Annotated in this window: 15 protein-coding genes; 4 read left to right on the top strand and 11 right to left on the bottom strand. The window is 64.4% G+C overall.

Annotation, left to right across the window (positions count from 1 at the left end):
* Positions 1-41: 41 nt before the first annotated feature.
* Positions 42-1331, bottom strand: coding sequence for an adenylosuccinate synthase (locus K1X15_RS16585; protein ID WP_220304701.1), 1290 nt, complete (start codon positions 1329-1331; stop codon positions 42-44).
* 153 nt (positions 1332-1484) lie between these two features.
* On the opposite strand from K1X15_RS16585, the gene K1X15_RS16580 reads away from it, so the two are divergent.
* Together K1X15_RS16580 and K1X15_RS16575 are read left to right on the top strand one after the other, a co-directional pair.
* Complete coding sequence (locus K1X15_RS16580) at positions 1485-2444, top strand: DMT family transporter (RefSeq protein WP_220304700.1); 960 nt, start codon at positions 1485-1487, stop codon at positions 2442-2444.
* A gap of 93 nt (positions 2445-2537) precedes the next feature.
* On the top strand, positions 2538-2957 hold the full coding sequence (locus tag K1X15_RS16575) for a hypothetical protein (protein WP_220304699.1): 420 nt from the start codon (positions 2538-2540) through the stop codon (positions 2955-2957).
* Between the two features lie 27 nt (positions 2958-2984).
* On the opposite strand, the gene serA is transcribed toward K1X15_RS16575, so the two are convergent.
* The 6 genes from serA to K1X15_RS16545 all read right to left on the bottom strand — a co-directional run bounded on the left by serA (position 2985) and on the right by K1X15_RS16545 (position 9088).
* The gene (serA, locus tag K1X15_RS16570; RefSeq protein WP_220304698.1) at positions 2985-4568 is read right to left on the bottom strand and encodes a phosphoglycerate dehydrogenase; all 1584 of its coding nucleotides are present in this window, start codon (positions 4566-4568) and stop codon (positions 2985-2987) included.
* Between the two features lie 156 nt (positions 4569-4724).
* Entirely contained in the window at positions 4725-5897 is a 1173-nt protein-coding gene (locus tag K1X15_RS16565) for a phosphoserine transaminase (RefSeq protein WP_220307583.1), read from the bottom strand.
* Positions 5898-6286: 389 nt separating this feature from the next.
* Positions 6287-7297 carry an NAD(P)H-dependent flavin oxidoreductase gene (locus tag K1X15_RS16560; protein ID WP_220304697.1) on the bottom strand — a complete coding sequence of 337 codons (1011 nt, stop codon included), beginning with the start codon at positions 7295-7297 and terminating at the stop codon, positions 6287-6289.
* Between the two features lie 92 nt (positions 7298-7389).
* On the bottom strand, positions 7390-7839 hold the full coding sequence (locus K1X15_RS16555; RefSeq protein WP_220304696.1) for an ester cyclase: 450 nt from the start codon (positions 7837-7839) through the stop codon (positions 7390-7392).
* Between the two features lie 198 nt (positions 7840-8037).
* The gene (locus tag K1X15_RS16550; protein WP_220304695.1) at positions 8038-8256 is read right to left on the bottom strand and encodes a YjiS-like domain-containing protein; all 219 of its coding nucleotides are present in this window, start codon (positions 8254-8256) and stop codon (positions 8038-8040) included.
* Between the two features lie 25 nt (positions 8257-8281).
* Positions 8282-9088 carry an MBL fold metallo-hydrolase gene (locus tag K1X15_RS16545; protein ID WP_220304694.1) on the bottom strand — a complete coding sequence of 269 codons (807 nt, stop codon included), beginning with the start codon at positions 9086-9088 and terminating at the stop codon, positions 8282-8284.
* Between the two features lie 23 nt (positions 9089-9111).
* Between K1X15_RS16545 and K1X15_RS16540 the strand changes: the two genes are divergently transcribed.
* Together K1X15_RS16540 and K1X15_RS16535 are read left to right on the top strand one after the other, a co-directional pair.
* Positions 9112-9813 (top strand): TetR/AcrR family transcriptional regulator, encoded by a 702-nt coding sequence (locus K1X15_RS16540; RefSeq protein ID WP_338033472.1) that lies wholly within the window; start codon positions 9112-9114, stop codon positions 9811-9813.
* Between the two features lie 130 nt (positions 9814-9943).
* Positions 9944-11248 (top strand): PQQ-dependent sugar dehydrogenase, encoded by a 1305-nt coding sequence (locus K1X15_RS16535; RefSeq protein WP_220304692.1) that lies wholly within the window; start codon positions 9944-9946, stop codon positions 11246-11248.
* A gap of 73 nt (positions 11249-11321) precedes the next feature.
* On the opposite strand, the gene K1X15_RS16530 is transcribed toward K1X15_RS16535, so the two are convergent.
* From K1X15_RS16530 to ftsH, 4 genes are all read right to left on the bottom strand, one after another.
* Positions 11322-13361 (bottom strand): GMC family oxidoreductase, encoded by a 2040-nt coding sequence (locus K1X15_RS16530; protein WP_220304691.1) that lies wholly within the window; start codon positions 13359-13361, stop codon positions 11322-11324.
* A 145-nt stretch (positions 13362-13506) separates the two neighbouring features.
* Positions 13507-14250, bottom strand: coding sequence for an outer membrane protein (locus tag K1X15_RS16525; RefSeq protein ID WP_220304690.1), 744 nt, complete (start codon positions 14248-14250; stop codon positions 13507-13509).
* 176 nt (positions 14251-14426) lie between these two features.
* Complete coding sequence (gene glmM, locus K1X15_RS16520; RefSeq protein ID WP_220304689.1) at positions 14427-15770, bottom strand: phosphoglucosamine mutase; 1344 nt, start codon at positions 15768-15770, stop codon at positions 14427-14429.
* A 122-nt stretch (positions 15771-15892) separates the two neighbouring features.
* Entirely contained in the window at positions 15893-17824 is a 1932-nt protein-coding gene (gene ftsH, locus K1X15_RS16515) for an ATP-dependent zinc metalloprotease FtsH (protein WP_220304688.1), read from the bottom strand.
* Between the last annotated feature and the right edge of the window lie 376 nt (positions 17825-18200).

Raw genomic sequence — 18200 nt, 5'->3', positions numbered from 1 at the left:
TTGGTACTCACTCTGACAGCGCAGTCTTGTATCAAAATTTCTCAGTCTTGGAATGGGTCAACCACAAGGATGGTATCGGCCCGTTCGGGGCTGGTGGACAAGAGGGCAACCGGCGCGCCGATCAGTTCTTCGATATAACGCACATATTTGACGGCCTGGGCGGGCAGTTCTGCCCAGGAACGGGCCCCGGCGGTCGTCTCGGACCAGCCTTCCAGGGTCTCGTAGATCGGCTTAACGCGGGCCTGTGCTCCCATTGAGGCAGGCAGATAATCAATGCGTGAGCCATCCAGTTCGTAGCCGACGCAGACCTTGATCTCTTTCAGGCCGTCGAGCACGTCGAGCTTGGTCAGGGCAATGCCGGTAATGCCGCTGGTCTTGACGGTCTGGCGCACCAGTACCGCGTCGAACCAGCCGCAGCGGCGCGGGCGGCCGGTATTGACGCCAACTTCGCGGCCGACCACGGCGAGATGCTTGCCGATCTCGTCGTCCAGCTCGCAGGGGAAGGGGCCTTCGCCCACGCGGGTCGTATAGGCCTTGGTGATGCCCAGCACATAGCCGATGGCTGTGGGCCCGAGGCCCGAACCGGCTGCGGCCTGGCCGGCGACGGTGTTGGACGAGGTCACGAATGGGTAGGTGCCGTGGTCATTGTCGAGCAGCGCGCCCTGCGCACCCTCGAACAGGATGCGGGCGCCGGCCTTGCGCTTGTCTTCCAGCACGCGCCAGACCTGGTCCATGAAGGGCAGGATTTCCGAAGCGATCGAGGTCAGCTCGTCAAAGATGGCCTGGGCCGAAATTTCATTGAGCCCCATGCCGCGCCGGAGCGCATTGTGATGGGTCAAGAGCCGCTCGATCTTGGGCATCAGCGTATCGGGTTCGGAAAGGTCGACCAGGCGGATGGCGCGGCGGCCGACCTTGTCCTCATAGGCCGGGCCGATGCCGCGGCGGGTGGTGCCGATCTTGAGACCGGAATTGGCGTCCTCGCGGATCCCGTCCAGCTCGCGGTGGAGCGAGAGGATCAGCGGGGCATTGTCGGCGATGCGCAGCACTTCGGGGGTGATCTTGACGCCCTGGCCGCGCAGCTTGGCCATTTCCTGGACAAAGTGGTGCGGGTCGACGACCACGCCATTGCCAATTACCGAGAGCTTGCCCTGCACCAGGCCCGAGGGCAGCAGCGCCAGCTTGTAGCTGACCCCGTCGATGACCAGGGTATGGCCGGCATTATGACCGCCATGGAAGCGCACGACGACGTCGGCGCGCTCCGAAAGCCAGTCCACGATCTTGCCCTTGCCCTCGTCGCCCCATTGCGAGCCGACGACAACCACATTCGCCATATTTCAGTCTTCCCCAAACAAGGCACACGAAAAGGACCGGCCCGAATCAGGTCCACGATGATTGGACGTGAAGTCCTCCCGGCCACCTTTGTCGGGTTTGATTGCGGCCGAATAACTGATAAGTCCGATTGTCCTTACATCACCCGGGCGACGATGACAAAGCCGCACCCACAGCAAAATAGCGGCATATTCGCCCGCGTCCTGGATCAACCCTATCTGCTTCTGATTCTGGCCCCGCTGTTCTGGGGTGGCAATGTGGTGGCCGCCAAGCTCACCGTGGGGCAGATCGATCCGTTCCTGCTGCTGGCCAGCCGCTGCGTGCTCGCCACCAGTTTCATCCTCCCGTTTGCCTGGCCGCATCTGCGCGGCGACCTCGGGGTGATACGCCGTTTCTGGCCGGTGCTGATGGCCTATGGTGCAGTCGGCTATGCGCTGTTCAACGGCTTTCTCTATCTGGGGCTGCAGACGACGACGGCGGTCAATTCGGCGATCGAGCAGGGCTCGCTGCCCATGCTGATCCTGGGCGCCAATTTCATCATCTTCCGGGTGCGGGCCAAGCCAATCCAGATCATCGGGGTGCTGCTGGCGATCACCGGCGTGATGCTGACGGCAACCCATGGCGATCTGGCGCGCATCTTGACGCTCGACATCAATATCGGCGACGGCTTCGTCATGCTCGCATGCCTGGCCTATACCACCTATACCCTCGCCCTGCGCTTCCGCCCCAAAATGCACATTCTGAGCTTCATGGCGGTCAGCTTTTCCGGTGCGGCAATCACCGCCGTCATCATGCTGGCCTTCTCGCCGGACGGGCTCGGGCAGGTGGCGACGCTGGGTTCGGCGCCGCCGGTGGTCTGGGCAGTGATTGCCTATGTGGCGGTGTTTCCGTCCATGTTCAGCCAGGTCGCCTATGCGCGCGGCGTTGAACTGGTGGGCGCCAATCGCGCTGCGCCCAGCCACAACCTCATCCCGGTGTTCGGGACACTGGGCTCGGTGATCATTCTGGGCGAAACGCTCGAGGCCTACCACTTCATCGCCGCCGCCATCATCTTTGGCGGTATCCTGCTGGCCGAATGGGCGGCAAGGCGCAGCGCTCTACGCAGTGCTCCGTAGTTGCCACTGGCATGTCGCTGTGTTCCTCTTTTGTTCAAAGAGGGGGCGCTCATGTCGATGTCGGTAACTGTGTTTTCCAATCGGACTGCGACCATGCGCGAGTGGCAGGCTGGCCTTGATGCGGACGGCTTCGACCTGCTGCTCTACCAATCGGCAGTCTTCGAGGAGTTGAGAGGCTTCCTGCCTGTTCGACTGGATGGGGCGGGGACGGGATTTGAAGTCTTCCACGAAGATTGTGCCGCCCTTGTCAGCGAACTCGGCGAGGAAGGTTGGGACGTTGGCGGACCCTGGCAGTATGCCATGTCGTTCTATTTCGGCGGGGATTATCGCGAGCTCATTTCGGTCCTTGCGGCGGCAGGCAGCTATGCGCGGGTTACCGGGGGCATCGTCTTTGACGGTGAGGAGGCCAAGGTGCAGCAGCCAGCAGAGGTCCTCGAAGAGGCGCGGCGCCTTCGTGATAGCTACAAGGACAAATTGGGCGCCCCGCGATATGAATGGCGGGACGCCAAATAGGTGTGCATTTGAGAGGCCGCGGCGGCTTTAGAAACTCAGCGCCTTGGCCTGCTTGACGCCTTCCAGGGCGGCGATTTCGGCGAGTTGCGCTTCGGTCAGCGTGCCGTCGATGGAGACCAGGGCGATGGCATCGCCGCCGATCTCGGCGCGGCCGAGATTGAAGTTGGCGATGTTGATGCCCAGCTTGCCCAGGATGGTGCCCAGGCGGCCGATATGGCCCGGCTTGTCCTCATTGGTGACATAGAGCATGTGCGGGGTGACTTCCGCTTCCATGTTGATGTCCTTGACCTGGATGATGCGCGACTTGCCATTGGCAAACAGGGTGCCCGCCAGGCCCCGGGTCTGGCGCTCGGTGGTCACGGTCAGGCGGATATAGCCCTCATAGGCGCCCTGCTGGTCGCGGGTGGTGGTCTCGACCACGATGCCGCGGTCCTTGGCGATCTGCGGCGCCGAGACCATGTTGATGTCGCCCAGCGAGGGCTTCAGCACGCCATTGATGGCGGCCGCGATCATCGGCTTGATGTTGAGCGCGGCCGGGGTGCCCTCGAACTCGATCTTGATGCCCGAAATGGCCGTTTCGGTCAGCTGGCCGGCAAAGGAGCCGAGCGTTTCGGCGAGCTTGACCCAGGGGGTGATGATCGGGGCTTCCTCGGCCGAGATGGACGGGAAGTTGAGCGCATTGGTGATCTCACCGGTCATCAGATAGGCTGAAATCTGCTCGGCCACCTGCAGGGCGACGTTTTCCTGCGCTTCGGTGGTCGAGGCGCCCAGATGCGGCGTGCAGATGACGTTGGGCAGTTCGAACAGAGGGTTGTTCTGGGCCGGCTCCTCGAGGAACACGTCCAGCGCCGCACCGGCCACCTGGCCGGATTTGAGCGCTTCGTAAAGAGCGGCTTCATCGATCAGGCCGCCACGGGCGCAATTGATGATGCGCACGCCCTTCTTGGTCTTGGCCAGGGCTTCGGCGTTGAGAATGTTGCGGGTGGCGTCGATCAGCGGGGTGTGCAGGGTAATGAAGTCGGCGCGGGCCAGCAATTCGTCCAGTTCCACCTTTTCAACGCCCATGGTCTGGGCGCGTTCGGGGGTGAGGAACGGGTCGAAGGCCACGACCTTCATCTTGAGGCCAAGGGCGCGGTCGGCAACGATCGAACCGATATTGCCCGCGCCGATCAGGCCCAGCACCTTGTTTGTGACTTCGACGCCCATGAAGCGGTTCTTTTCCCACTTGCTGGCGCGGGTGGACGCGTCGGCCTCGGGCAGCTGGCGGGCCAAAGCGAACATCATGGCAATGGCGTGCTCGGCCGTGGTGATGGAATTGCCGAAGGGCGTGTTCATCACGATGATGCCCTTCTTGGTGGCGGCGGGAATATCGACATTGTCGACACCGATGCCGGCGCGGCCCACGACCTTGAGATTGGTGGCGGCCGAGAGGATCTTTTCGGTCACCTTGGTGGCCGAGCGGATGGCCAGGCCATCATACTGGCCGATCACCTCGAACAGCTTGTCCTTGTCCTTGCCGAGGTCCGGCAGGTAGTCCACCTCGACGCCATTGTCCTTGAAGATCTGGACGGCGGTGGGGCTGAGTTTATCCGAAACGAGAACTTTGGGCATTTGGATGGGTCCCTGAAAGTTTGAATATTGGGATCACCCCCTCCCGCCTCCCCCATCAAGGGGGAGGTGTCGCTCCGAGTTTGTCGCAGTTGCGTATCAGAAACTCGATCAGCACCTCCCCCTTGATGGGGGAGGTTGGGAGGGGGTGACTAGGCGTTAAGCAGCGGCCTTGAGGGCGGCCTTTTCCTGGGCGAAGGCCCAGTCGAGCCACGGGGTCAGCTTTTCGAGGTCGGAGGCTTCGACGGTCGAGCCGGTCCAGATGCGGAGGCCCGTCGGGGCGTCGCGATAGCCGCCGATGTCATAGGCCACGCCTTCCTTGTCGAGCCGCGACACGATCGCCTTGGCAAAGGCGGCCTGAGCGTCGGCATCGAGGGCGTTGACCTCGGGGTCGGCGATAACCAGGCACACCGAGGTGTTGGAGCGCTCGTCTTCCTTCTTGGCGAGGAAGTCGATCCAGTCGGTCTTGGCGACCCAGTCGGCCAGTACCTTGGCATTGGCATCGGCGCGGGCCTGCATGGCCTTGAGACCGCCGATCTCGACACCCCATTGCATGGCGTCCACCGCGTCTTCGATGCAGAGCATGGAGACGGTGTTGATGGTCTCGGCCTTGAAGATGCCTTCGATCAGCTTGCCGCCCTTGGTCATGCGGAAGATCTTCGGCAGCGGGCGATCCGGCTTGTAGGTTTCGAGCCGTTCGACGGCGCGGGGCGAAAGGATCAGCACGCCATGCGCGGCTTCACCGCCAAGCGCCTTCTGCCAGGAGAAGGTGACGACATCGAGCTTGGCGAAATCGAGGTTCTGCGCGAAGGCCGCCGAGGTGGCGTCGCAGATGGTCAGGCCCTCGCGATCGGCCGGGATCCAGTCGGCATTGGGCACGCGGACGCCTGAAGTGGTGCCGTTCCAGGTGAAGACCACGTCACGGCTGAAGTCGACCGCATTGAGGTCGGGCAGTTCGCCATAGGGGGCTTCGAAGACGCGGACGTCGGGGAGCTTGAGTTGCTTCTGCACGTCGGTGACCCAGCCGGCGCCGAACGATTCCCAGGCCAGCATGTCGACGCCGCGGGCGCCCAGGGCGCTCCAGAGGAACATTTCCACCGCGCCGGTGTCGGAGGCGGGGACAATGCCGATGCGGTAGTCGGCGGGGACCTGGAGCAGGTCGCGGGTGAGGTCGATGGCCTGCTGGATGCGGGCCTTGGCCGGCTTGGCGCGATGCGAGCGGCCGGTCAGCGCGCCGGCAAGCGCCTCAATCGTCCAACCTGGACGCTTGGAACACGGACCCGACGAAAAATTGGGGTTAGCCGGTTTTACCGCCGGTGCGGTTTGGGGCATTTCAGCCATATCAAGCGGCCCTCCCAGGCCTATGCGCCTCTCGTTAGGGAGAGGTGTCCTGAGGCCGGAGATACGCCCGGGCGTGGGCGACGTCAATGGGAATAATGGACGATGCATGTTGCCGGCGCCTGCTGGGGGTTCGGTGCGTCAGTCAGCCAATGGGCGCGGCGAACGGAAAGCCGCCGCCGCGCCCATTGCTCTTGGCCGGCAGGTTCAGTGACGGTCGGGCCGCGCGGTGGATCGACGCGGCCCGGCAGGCCGGGCCAGGGCAGGCTCCGTCTCGGTCAACCGCGCCAGCAGGTCACGGATGGCCTTCGGGCAGGTCGTGCAATCGCCGCAGGACGCCATGACTTCGGGCGGGTGCGGGCCGTTCGGGATCGTGGTGCACATCAGGCGGCCTCGTCGGTTCTGGCGAGCCGGGCCAACGCGGCTTCGGCTTCCCGCGTCATCTGCCGCACGATCTCGGCGGCGGGCAGGATGGCGGTGATATTGCCAACGCCCTGGCCCGCGGTCAGGCAGACCTGGTCGATGTCGCCCTCGAAGTCGGGCGTGGGCAGGATGGCGCTATAGCGGGGCACCGGGATTTCCTGACCATTGAGACGGGTCTTGCCGGCCATTTTTCCCTGGGCGGCTAGGCTCGCCTGGGCTTCCCGTCCCAGCGCCTCGCGGGCGCCGCCATTGAGGATGGCGCGCATGGGCTGGTCCGGCCATTCGGGGCCATAGATTGCAAGGATCGCGGTGTCGCCGACATCGGCGCTGGTCACCCGCTCCTTGTAAGTAGCATGGGCATTGGCTTCCTCCGATGCCAGGAAGCGGCTGCCGCACCAGACGGCATCGGCGCCCAGCACCAGGGCCGCGGCCATGGTGGTTCCGTCGGAAATGCCGCCGGCGGCCAGGAGCGGCAGGTCGGGGAAAAGCCGGCGGATGCGCGGGAACAGCGTCATGGTCGAGGCCTCGGCGCGGTTGTGGCCGCCGGCCTCGGCCCCCTGCACGATCAGGGCATCGACGCCCAGGGAAACGGCGGCCCTGGCTTCGGCGACGCTGCCCACCTGCATCCAGAGCGCAATGCCGGCGCTGCGGAGCCGGTCGGCATGCGCTTGGGTGGGAAGGGTCCAGAAATAGATGACCAGCGGCACCCGTTCGGCAATGAGCGTATCGACATGCTCGTCGGTCACGAAATCGCCGATCACGTCGACCCCAAAAGGCCGGTCCGTGAGAGATTTGGTCTCGACGATCATGTCGCGCAGGACCGATGGCGGGTTGATGTCGGACCCGATGGTGCCGAGCCCGCCGGCATTGGAAACCGCGGCGGCCAGGGCCGGTCGTGCAATCATCGCCATGCCGGCATTGACGATGGGCGTGGTGAGCCCGAAGGCAAGGGTAATGGGGGTGGTCAGCATGGTGAGCATTCCTTGAGGTGGGGCCGCGCAGACGCGGGCCGATGCAATGGAAAAAGGGGAAGGGCCAGGGTGGCGCCCTGGCCCGTCGGAGGTCAGGCGGCGGCGGGGATGGCGCCGATCTGGGTGAGCAACATCAATTCGTTGATGTGCAGCCAGGTCTCCACGATCAGCCCGTCCTGCATGCGATAAAGCACCATGCCGTCGAAGGTGATGCGCCGGCCATCGGCCTTGATCCCGGCAAAGTCGCCGCTGTGGCTGGCCCAGATCTGCCAGCGGGCGCTGACAAAATGCTCGTCGGCCACCAGGGCATGAACCTTCCATTCCATGTCGGTGAACGAGCGCCGGAAGGTGCGGAAGAAGTTCTTGTAGCTTTCGTGGTCGGTGATGGTGAAGCCGGGAAAGCCGTGACAGGCGATGGTGTCGCCCACCGTCTGATCGATGATGGCGACGTCGGCAATGTTGCTCGAATGGGTGCCGTTGAGGAAGCGCTCCGCGGTGTCGCGGTTGCGGGCGATGATCTCTGCTTTGGTCAATGTGCTCATTTCAGGTTTCCTTTCATTGGGTCTCGATAAGCGTTGGTAATTGCCAGCCCGGCGCCATGCCGGGCGCATGCCAGCCGATCGCGTTGCCGCACTTCGGAGGAAGCGTGGCTGGCAGGATTTCTGGCGGTTTGGGTTGGTTCAGGCGCTACACCAGGGCAGCGGCGGCAAGTCTTTTCGGCCCGGCAAGATCGAGCCGGGTCAGTCGTCGGTGTGGCCGTAGACGCGCTCGCGGATCTGGTGGCGTCTGACCCCCATGTCCTTGAGCAGATGGTCCGGAAGTCCTTCCAGCGTCTGAATGGCGTCGTGCCGATCAAAGTGCAGGCTGAGGCGAGCGCGAAGGCGGCTGAGGGCCGGCCCGAGGGCCGGGCGGCGGCGACGGAAGGCCGTGGCCTGGGTGAATGCGTGGGTCTGGGTCATTTTCAAGGTCCTTGATTTGCGCAGGTCAGCCGAGCTGGGCCATGACCTGTTCGACGGCCAGCGGATCGATGGCCGAACTGGTGCCGCGGCCATAGGCGTTGGCGACATGGCGGGTCAGCCGGGCGATGCCGTTGCGGGCAAGCGGCAGGTGGCCGGACAGCACGAAGTCGGGATCGGCCCGGTCGAGCGCTGCCAGCATGCCGCCCAGCGCGGACTGGTCCATATGGGCCAGCCAGGGCGCATCGATCGAGGACCACCCGACCAGCCCGTCCCGCAGCACATTGTCCTCGATATCCTCGATATCGCCGGCGGTCGTGGGCAGCAGGGCGCCGAAACTGTCCGCCGCGAAGAAGACGCGTTCGCCCTCGTCGAAGAAGCCGATGGTTTCGGGTGCGTCGTAATAGGGCGGGCGCACGGGGATCAGGCGATGGCCGCCGGCTTCGAAGACATCGCCGGGCGACAACAGGTGCACCCGGCTCACATCCAGGCCCGCCAGGTTCATCTTTCCCATGCCCAGGAAATTGGTGACGACCCTGGCATTGGGCGCCAGCTCCAGCACCCGCGAGAGATTGCCGACATGGTCGGCATCCATGTGGCTGAGCCATATCCACTTCAGGTCTTCGAGATCGACCTCGCCGGCGAGGGTTTCGATGAAACGGTCGCCAAGCGCGGCAAGGCCGGTATCGACCAGCACCGGCTCACGGCCCTTGAGCAGGAAGCTGTTGACCGGCAGCGCGCCCATGCCGGGAACGGGCAGCCAGCCGGGCAGGATCGACCAGGCATTGGTGATGCGGCGCGGCGCATCCAGGATTGGGGTGTCGGGGGCAGGCATTCCGGGTCTCCATTTTCATTTCAATGAACATATGTGTATTGCGAAAATGGCTTTTACGGATGTGGAAACCGCTTGTCAACACTTCAGTGATCGCCTATGTTCACTCAATGAACGAAAAGCGCGCTTACCGTTTGAAAGAACGGGCAAAATCCCAGGAACAGACGCGACAGAAAATTGTCGAGGCGACCATGCATCTGCATGAGGAGGTGGGGCCGCGCGCCACCACGATCAGCGCCATCGCCGAACGGGCCGGGGTGCAGCGGCTGACGGTTTACCGGCACTTTCCCGATGAAACGGCGGTGTTCCAGGCCTGCACGGCGCATTGGCTGACGCTCAACCCGCCACCTGACCCTGCCGCCTGGGCCGGAATCGCCGATCCGGCGGCAAAGCTGGATGCGGCCCTGGGGGCCTTTTATCGCTATTATTCCGCCACCGAGCGGATGTGGACCACCTCGCACCGGGATGTCGCCGAGGTGCCGGCCCTGCAGGGGCCAATGGCGCAGTTCTCCGGTTTCCTGGCATCGGTGGGCGAAGCGCTGGCCGGGGCGTTTGACGCGCCGCCCGAGACCGCCTGGCAGGTTCAGACCACCATACAGCTGGCGCTGGTCTTTCCCACCTGGGCGCAATTGCAGGCGCGCGGCCTGAGTGACGCGCAGAAAGTGTCGCTGGTCGGGGTCTGGACCCGCGGAGCGATGAGTGGAAGCGCAACGCGTCCCGCGCGCTGAGGGGATGCGGCCGGCCCTGCCACTGCATTTATGTGATTTTTCAGACCCGCACCCCTAGTGCTGCCTGCACAAACCCATTAGCGTGGCCTTCCTTCCTGTTTTTTCCTTCATCAGTACTTCGAGACGACCCATGGCCGAGCCCTCTCTTTTCGCCCGCCTTGTTGCCCTTGTCGGGGGTGCCGCCGTTGCCATTCGCCATTCGGGTGATGGTCCGCGCCCGCCCGCCTTCGGCACCGCGCCCGCCATTCCCGATCCCAAGCCGCAGGGCAAGATCCCGACCCTGAAGATGCCGACGGCGAAGGGCTGGGAAGGCGATCACAAGCCGACCGCTGCTGCCGGGCTCAAGGTCAATGCCTTTGCCAAGGGGCTCGATCATCCGCGCAACATGCATGTGCTGCCCAATGGCGATGTGCTGGTCGCCGAATCCATGGGCGAGGAGGGTTCCGGCCCGCGCAGCATTTTCGACCATGCCATGCATGCCACCATGAAGCGGGCCAAGGCCTCGGGCACCAGCCCCAACCGGATCACCCTGCTGCGCGATGCCGATGGCGATGGGGTGGCCGAACAGCGCTTTGCCTATATCGAGAATGTGCGCCAGCCCTATGGCATGGTGCTGATCGGCGACACGCTCTATGTCGGCGCCTCCGATGCGGTGCTGGCCTATCCCTATGTGGCCGGCGAGACCCGCATCACCGCGCCCGGCAAGAAGCTGATGGATCTCATCCCCGGCGGGCACTGGACGCGCAATCTCATTGCCTCCAAGGACGGCAGCAAGCTCTATGTGGCGGTGGGGTCGCTGAGCAATATCGGTGACCAGGGCATGGCCGCCGAAGAAAACCGCGCCTGCATCCACGAACTCGATCTCACCACCGGCAAGTCCCGCATTTTCGCCGGTGGGCTGCGCAATCCGGTCGGCATGGCCTGGGAGCCGATGGGCGGGCATTTGTGGACCGTGGTCAATGAACGCGACGGGCTCGGCGACGAGACCCCGCCCGACTACCTCACCTCGGTGGTCGATGGCGGCTTTTATGGCTGGCCCTATTGCTACTGGAACCGCGTCGTTGACGATCGCGTGCCACAGGACAAGGCCAAGGTCGCCTCGGCCAAGCAGCCCGATTATGCGCTGGGCGGCCATACCGCGTCGCTGGGCCTGTGCTGGCTGCCCGAGGGCACGCTGCCGGACTATGCCGCCGGCATGGCCATCGGCCAGCACGGGTCGTGGAACCGCTCCAAGCTCTCGGGCTACAAGCTGACCTTTGTCGAGTTCCAGAACGGCAAGCCGGTCGGCATGCCGCGCGACATCCTCACCGACTTCCTGTCGCCGGACGAGAAATATTCCTATGGCCGCCCGGTGGGCGTGGCGCTGGCCAGCGATGGCGCCGTGCTGATGGCCGACGATGTCGGCGACGTCATCTGGCGCGTCACCGGCGCCTGAGACGGCGCCACCGCGCCGCCAGGCAAGCGATCGGCTTGATCGATGCCGCGCTCCAAATGGGGCGCGGCATTTTTCATGGGCTGCCGATCCCTGCGGCGGTCCGGTAGCTCATGGCCATGATGGTCAGGAAGGGATTGAACCCGCCATTGGTGGGCTGCACCGCGCCATCGCAGACATAGAGATTGTCGTGGCCCCAGACGCGGCCGCCGGTGTCGGTGACCGAGCGGGCAGGATCGGTGCCCATGCGGCAGGTGCCGGCCTGGTGCTGGCCGGCGGACAGCGTCATGGCGGGCGCCGGACCCCAGTGGCGACTGGCCCCCGAGGCGTCGAGCCAGTCGAAAGCGCGCTGCTGCATGTAGAGCGCGGTGCGCAGGGTTTCGGGGTGAATGGTTCCCGAGAGCCGGGCCACCGGCAGGTCCCAGCGGTCGCGGACATTCCGGGCCAGTGTGACCCGCGAGGCCGGGTTGGGTATTTCATGCACCGGCCCGGTGAGGCGGAGCACCTTGTGGAAATTGTCCCGCATGAAGGCCTTGGCCTCGCGCCCCCAGCGCCGGAGATCAGGCGGCAGGCAGGCTTTCCAGAACAGGATTGGCGGCAGCACGAAATCGTCGGCCAGAAGGCCCCCACCGACAATGCCGGGATTGCCATGGCTGAACTGCGTGGTGCCGATGGTAACGCCGGGGCCTACCGAGCCGTGCACCTCATGGTCGAACAGGCCATAGGCCTGGGGATAGACATGGCCCTGCAGATGGCGCCCGACCTGGTCGGCATTGTTGCCGATGCCGTCCGGTTCGCGTGCCGAGGTGGAATTTAGCAGGAGCCGGGCCGTCTCGATGGCGCCGGCCGCTAGGACGACATTTCTGGCCCGGACCGACCGGACCGCGTGGTCCGGCGCGGCAAAGCTGACCCCCACGACCCGGCCTGCCGGATCGGTGTCGATATGGGTCACCACGACCCCGGTCACCAGTTCACAGCGCCCGGTGGCGCGGGCACGGGCGATGAAGGTGTTGTGCGACCCGTTCTTGGCGTCGCTCGGGCAGGGAAAGCCGACGCAGGAGCCGCAGCCAATGCAGGCGCCGCGACCATCATGGGGCACGCTGTTGATGGCCAATGGCGGGGCAAGGGTTGAAATGCCAAGGGAAGCAGCGCCCCGTGCCAGCGTCGCGGTCTGAGGGGCCGGGGGCAAGGGCGGCATGGCATAGGGGCGGCGCGGGGCGCCTTCGTGGCTGTGGCGCGTGGCGTCGCCGGCAACGCCCAGTTCGGCCTCGACCCGGTTGTACCACGGGGCCAGCTCGATGTGGTCGATGGGCCAGTCGACGAGCGACGAGCCCTCGGGCACGCCATAGAGGCTGGCCATGCGGAAGTCGTCGCGGTGGAAGCGCCAGGCCATGGCGCCATAGAGCGTGGTGCCGCTGCCGACGGCAGCCGCCAGATTGTGGTAGCCGGGCGCATGGGGCGCGACGATATGTTCCACACCGCCGCTGTCCACGAAGACGCGTGGATTTCCCTCAAGGTCCGGCCCTGTGTTGTGGCCGTAGAGCGAGAGCCGATGATTGCGCAGGTGATCGCGGTGACCGCTGTCGGCATAGCTGCGCTCGACGCCGCGTTCGAGCAGCAGCACATGGTGTCCGGCCTCGGCCAGCACGGCTGCGGCGACACCGCCGCCCGCGTCGGCGCCGATAATTATGGTGTCATAGTCACGCGTCCCCGAATGGTGTCGTGGCGCCGGTGCAGGCTGCGCGGGCGGGCCGGACGGGCCTTCTGGCAGGCCGTGGCGATAGCCCAGCATGGCCCAGGAGATGGCGTCGGGATTGCCGCCATTATCGGGATCGGCATAAACCCCCTCGGCGACCAGTTCGGCAAGGCGGATGAACCAGGGCTCGTTCTCGTGCCGGGTGAGGGCCGCATCCTGATCGTCCGGGCTCAGTTCGGCAAAGCCCAGGCCGGCCAGTACGTCCAACGCCGCGTCGATACTGTCGCGGTCCGAGGGGTGCGTTGCCAGGTGGCGATCGAGATAGGTCAGGGCACCAAAGGCGTTGCCGTCGCCATCTCTGGTGTCGGCAGGAAACAGCCGCGCCACCACGGCCCTCAACAACGGTCCGTGCTCGGCCATGCCTTGTCTGTCCACCTGGATCGATCTTGCGGTTCCTGGCACATTGAGCACTGGCGCGGGCCAAAGGTCCAGAGGTTACAAAAAGGGCCGGTGTCTTCTGACACCGGCCCTTTGGACTGGCAGAGGTGGCGATCTGCGGACCGGATCAGTTGAAGCGGTAGCGGACGGAGCCGCGCACTTCGTGCACCCAGTTGTTGTCGAGCGTATAGGGGTGGGTCGCGGCATCGTTCTGGATGCGGTTGATGTAGAGGGCGCGGTAGCCGATATCGGCAACCACCTGGCCGAAGTCATAGCCCACACCAACCATGCCCGCAGCGGCAAAGCTCGTGTTCTGGTCGCGGGTATCGGGCAAGGCCGACCCGCTGGTGACAAAGTCATTGAAGGCAAGGCCTGCGCCCGCGCCGACATAGCCGAACATGCCGCCAGCGGCACCATAGCTGTCACCGGCGAGCGGGAAGTCGTAATAGGCATTGGCCAGAACGACAGTAGAGCGCAGAGACAATTTGTGGTCGCCTACGGTGAGAACAGCACCACCTGAGCCATCGTCAATGTAGGCGGTCATGTTTTCGTTTGCGAGATAGTCGACGGTGGCGTCAACACGCAGGCCATTGCCGAATTCGTAACCGGCACCGGCGCCGACCGAATAACCATAGCCGAATTCGGTAATGGCGAAGGTCTTGTCGGCCGACTGGGCATCCGGATGATTGACATAGGGCGTCCACATCAGGTTCAGCGCCGCGCTGCCGCGCAGGTAGAACGAGCCGGAATAGCCATAGTCGACATCGGGGATTTCGATGACAGGCGGGTAATAGGGCAGGTCCGCAGCCAGGGCTTGCCCGGCAATCATGGTCGCTCCTGCGACCAGCATTGCGGCGGTGAGGTTGCGCATAATGAAGTTCCTTTGGTTGCCACGACACCAAGTCGATTGCGACCAATATCAGGCAAACTTCTTAAAGCGCGCTTAACCTAAAAATTTAACCCTAACCGCCAGTCAATCACAATGGTTTACAGAATGTTTCTGCGACCATCTGTGATTTTACTTTTCTCAATACTTGCGGCGCTGCCTCAGGCGACCTGGCGGATGGCCGCCTCGATCTGTCCCACCACGGTTTCCACCAGCATGGCGTCATCGGCTTCGCCCATGACGCGGATCACCGGTTCGGTGCCCGAGGCGCGCACCACAAGGCGCCCGCCATTGCCCAGCAGCGCCTGGCCATCCTGGATGGCCTGGATGACCTGCTTGTGCTCGAGCGGCTTGCCGGCCTTGAATTTCACGCTGCGCAGCAGCTGCGGCACCTTTTCGAAGCGCGCGCAGATTTCGGAAACTGGCCGTTCCATCTGCTTGAGCACGGCCAGCAATTGCAGCGCCGCCACCAGCCCGTCGCCGGTGGTGGTAAAATCGGAGAGGATGATGTGGCCCGATTGCTCGCCGCCGACATTGAAGCCCTTGTTGCGCATGGCCTCGAGCACATAGCGGTCGCCGACCTGGGTGCGTTCGAGCGTCAGGCCCAGCTTGGTGAGGTGCCGTTCGAGCCCCAGATTGGACATGACGGTGGCCACGATGCCGCCGCCCACCAGCATCTGCCGTTCCAGCCAGCTTTCGGCGATCACGGCCATGAACTGGTCGCCATCGACCACATGGCCCTTTTCATCGACAATGATGACGCGGTCCGCATCGCCATCGAGTGCGATGCCGATATCGGCGCGCACTTCCTTGACCTTGGCGGCCACCGCTTCAGGGGCGGTGGAGCCGACCTTGTGGTTGATGTTGAAGCCATCGGGCTCGGCCCCGATGGTGAAGACTTCCGCGCCCAGCTCCCACAGCGCGATGGGGGCGACCTTGTAGGCGGCGCCATTGGCGCAGTCGAGCACGACGCGCAGGCCGCTGAGGTCGATGTTCCGGGGCAGGGTGCGCTTGGCATATTCGATATAGCGGGTGCGCGCTTCCTCGTCGCGATGGGCCCGGCCGATATCGCGGCCCCTGGCGAGGTAGCGGGTCATGTCGCTGTCGATCAGCTTTTCGATCTGCAGCTCGATCTCGTCGGAGAGCTTGTAGCCGTCGGGCCGGAACAGCTTGATGCCGTTGTCGTCATAGGGATTGTGCGAGGCGGAGATCATGACCCCCAGATCGGCGCGCAGCGAGCGGGTCAGCATGGCCACGGCCGGCGTCGGCATGGGGCCGAGCAGATAGACATCCATGCCCACGGCGGTGAAGCCTGCGGTCAGGGCCTGCTCGATCATATAGCCCGAGCGGCGGGTGTCCTTGCCGATGACGACGCGATTGCGATGATCGCCGCGCACGAATTTGGTGCCGGCCGCCATGCCCACCTTGAGCGCCAGTTCCGGGGTCAGCTTGTCACCATTGGCAAGGCCACGAATGCCGTCAGTGCCGAAATATTTGCGGGCCATGGCCTGTCCTCCGACTCACTGGTCTTGTCTGTCTAATACCACTTTGGGGCCCTTTAGCGGAGAGTCCAGCAAAGCGAAAGGGCCGCCCGGAGGCGACCCTCGATCGTGATTGGTGGGGGCGATCAGCTGCCCGGCTGCGGCTCCATGCCCGGCTCGGGCGGGGAGTCGGGGCGCTTCTTGCCCGGCTTGCCGGCCGAGGGCACACCCGACGCCTTGGGTGCGGCTGGGCCGCTGTCGTCGGGCCGGACGGGCTGCTTGCCATCCATCAGGGCGCGCAGCTCGTCGCCGGTCAGGGTCTCGTATTCGAGCAGGGCCTGGGCAATGGCTTCCCACTGGTCGTGATAGGTGGTCAGGATATGGCGGGCAGAAGCTTCGCCATCCTCGATCAGCTTGCGCACTTCCTGGTCGATGATGCGGGCCGTGTCGTCCGACATGTGCTGGCTCTGCGTCACCGAATGGCCCAGGAACACTTCCTGGTCGTTCGACTTATAGCGCACGCGCCCGAGCTTTTCGCTCATGCCCCATTCCATCACCATGGACCGGGCCAGATTGGTCGCCATCTGGATGTCGCCCGAAGCGCCGGAGGTCACTTTTTCCGGGCCGAACTTGATGATCTCGGCCTCGCGGCCGCCGAACAGCATGGTCAGCCGCGCCAGCGCCTTCTCGCGGGAGAAGGAATAGCTGTCGGTCTCGGGCAGGGTCATCACCATGCCCAGCGCACGGCCGCGCGGGATGATGGTGGCCTTGTGGATCGGGTCGATGCCGGCAACCTTCAAAGCGATGATGGCATGGCCGGCCTCGTGATAGGCGGTGAGCTTCTTCTCGTCATCGGTCATGGCCATGGTGCGGCGCTCGGCGCCCATCATGATCTTGTCCTTGGCGTCCTCGAATTCCTGGTGGGTGACGAAGCGCTTGTTCTTGCGCGCCGCCATCAGGGCCGCCTCGTTGACGAGGTTCATCAGGTCTGCGCCCGAGAAACCGGGCGTACCGCGGGCGAGCACCTTCAAGTCGACGTCGGGGGCCAGCGGCACCTTGCGGACATGGACCTTGAGCACCTTTTCGCGGCCCGAGACGTCCGGGTTCGGCACCACGACCTGGCGGTCGAAACGGCCGGGACGCAGCAGCGCGGGATCGAGCACGTCGGGGCGGTTGGTCGCGGCGATCAGGATGATGCCTTCATTGGCCTCGAACCCGTCCATCTCGACGAGGAGCTGGTTGAGGGTCTGTTCGCGTTCGTCATTGCCGCCGCCCAGACCGGCGCCACGCTGGCGGCCGACGGCGTCGATTTCGTCGATGAAGATGATGCAGGGCGCATTCTTCTTGGCCTGTTCGAACATGTCGCGGACGCGAGACGCGCCGACACCGACGAACATTTCCACGAAGTCGGAACCGGAAATGGTGAAGAAGGGCACATTGGCTTCGCCGGCCACCGAGCGGGCCAGCAGCGTCTTACCGGTACCCGGAGGGCCGACCAGCAGCACGCCACGCGGGATACGGCCGCCCAGGCGCTGGAACTTGCCGGGATCGCGCAGGAATTCGACGATTTCCTCGAGATCCTGCTTGGCTTCATCGACGCCGGCGACGTCTTCGAAGGTCACCTTGCCCTGGGTTTCTGTAAGAAGCTTGGCGCGCGACTTGCCAAAGCCCATGGCGCCGCCGCGACCACCGCCTTGCATCTGGCGGATGAAGAAGAACCACACGCCGATGATGACGAGGAAGGGCAGCCAGCTCGAGAGCAGGATGGACCAGAACGGGCTCGATTCCGGCGCGCGGGCCGTGATGCTGACATCACGATCTTCCAGGCGGCTGACGATGTCGGCGCCCTGCGGGATGATCGTCTCGAAGCGCGAGCCGTCATTGAGCTGGCCGGAGACCACATCGTCGGTGATGGTGACAGCGGAAACACGTCCGGAGTCGACGTCGGTCACGAACTGGCTGTAGCTCTTCTCGGCCACGGACAGCGTCCGCGTCGAGGACTGGAAGACCTGGAACAGGCCCATCAGCATGAAGAGGATGACCAGCCAGATGGCGAAGTTGCGGAAATTTCCGTTCATCAAATCCTGTCCCGGAGAGGCCGGCGCACGGGGCGCGCCGGTATTGGGGCGAATGTAAGACCCCCAATGGGGCGTTACAAGGGCAAGACCTCGGCGTTTCGGGCCTTCCCGTCCAGTCATATTGTCGCGATGCGGTTAATACGCGGTGGCGAGGGAAAGGATGCATCGGCAGCGGGGTGAGGACAACTTGTGGGTCCGTGATGGTCGCCTCGTGGTTCGAGGCTTCGCTTCGCTGCGCGCCTCGCCATGAGGCTCGACAGAGATACGCGCAACAAATCCGTCAGGAGCCCTCATCCTGAGGTGCCGCGCAGCGGCCTCGAAGGGCGAGGGCGGCCATCCCCGCTTCCGATAGTCCCGCAATCCACCCGATCTCCCA

The organism is Devosia salina, from assembly GCF_019504385.1.
Taxonomy (GTDB): domain Bacteria; phylum Pseudomonadota; class Alphaproteobacteria; order Rhizobiales; family Devosiaceae; genus Devosia; species Devosia salina.
Note: the sequence above shows the minus strand (reverse complement) of the source record. Positions and strands in the feature narration are given on the sequence as shown.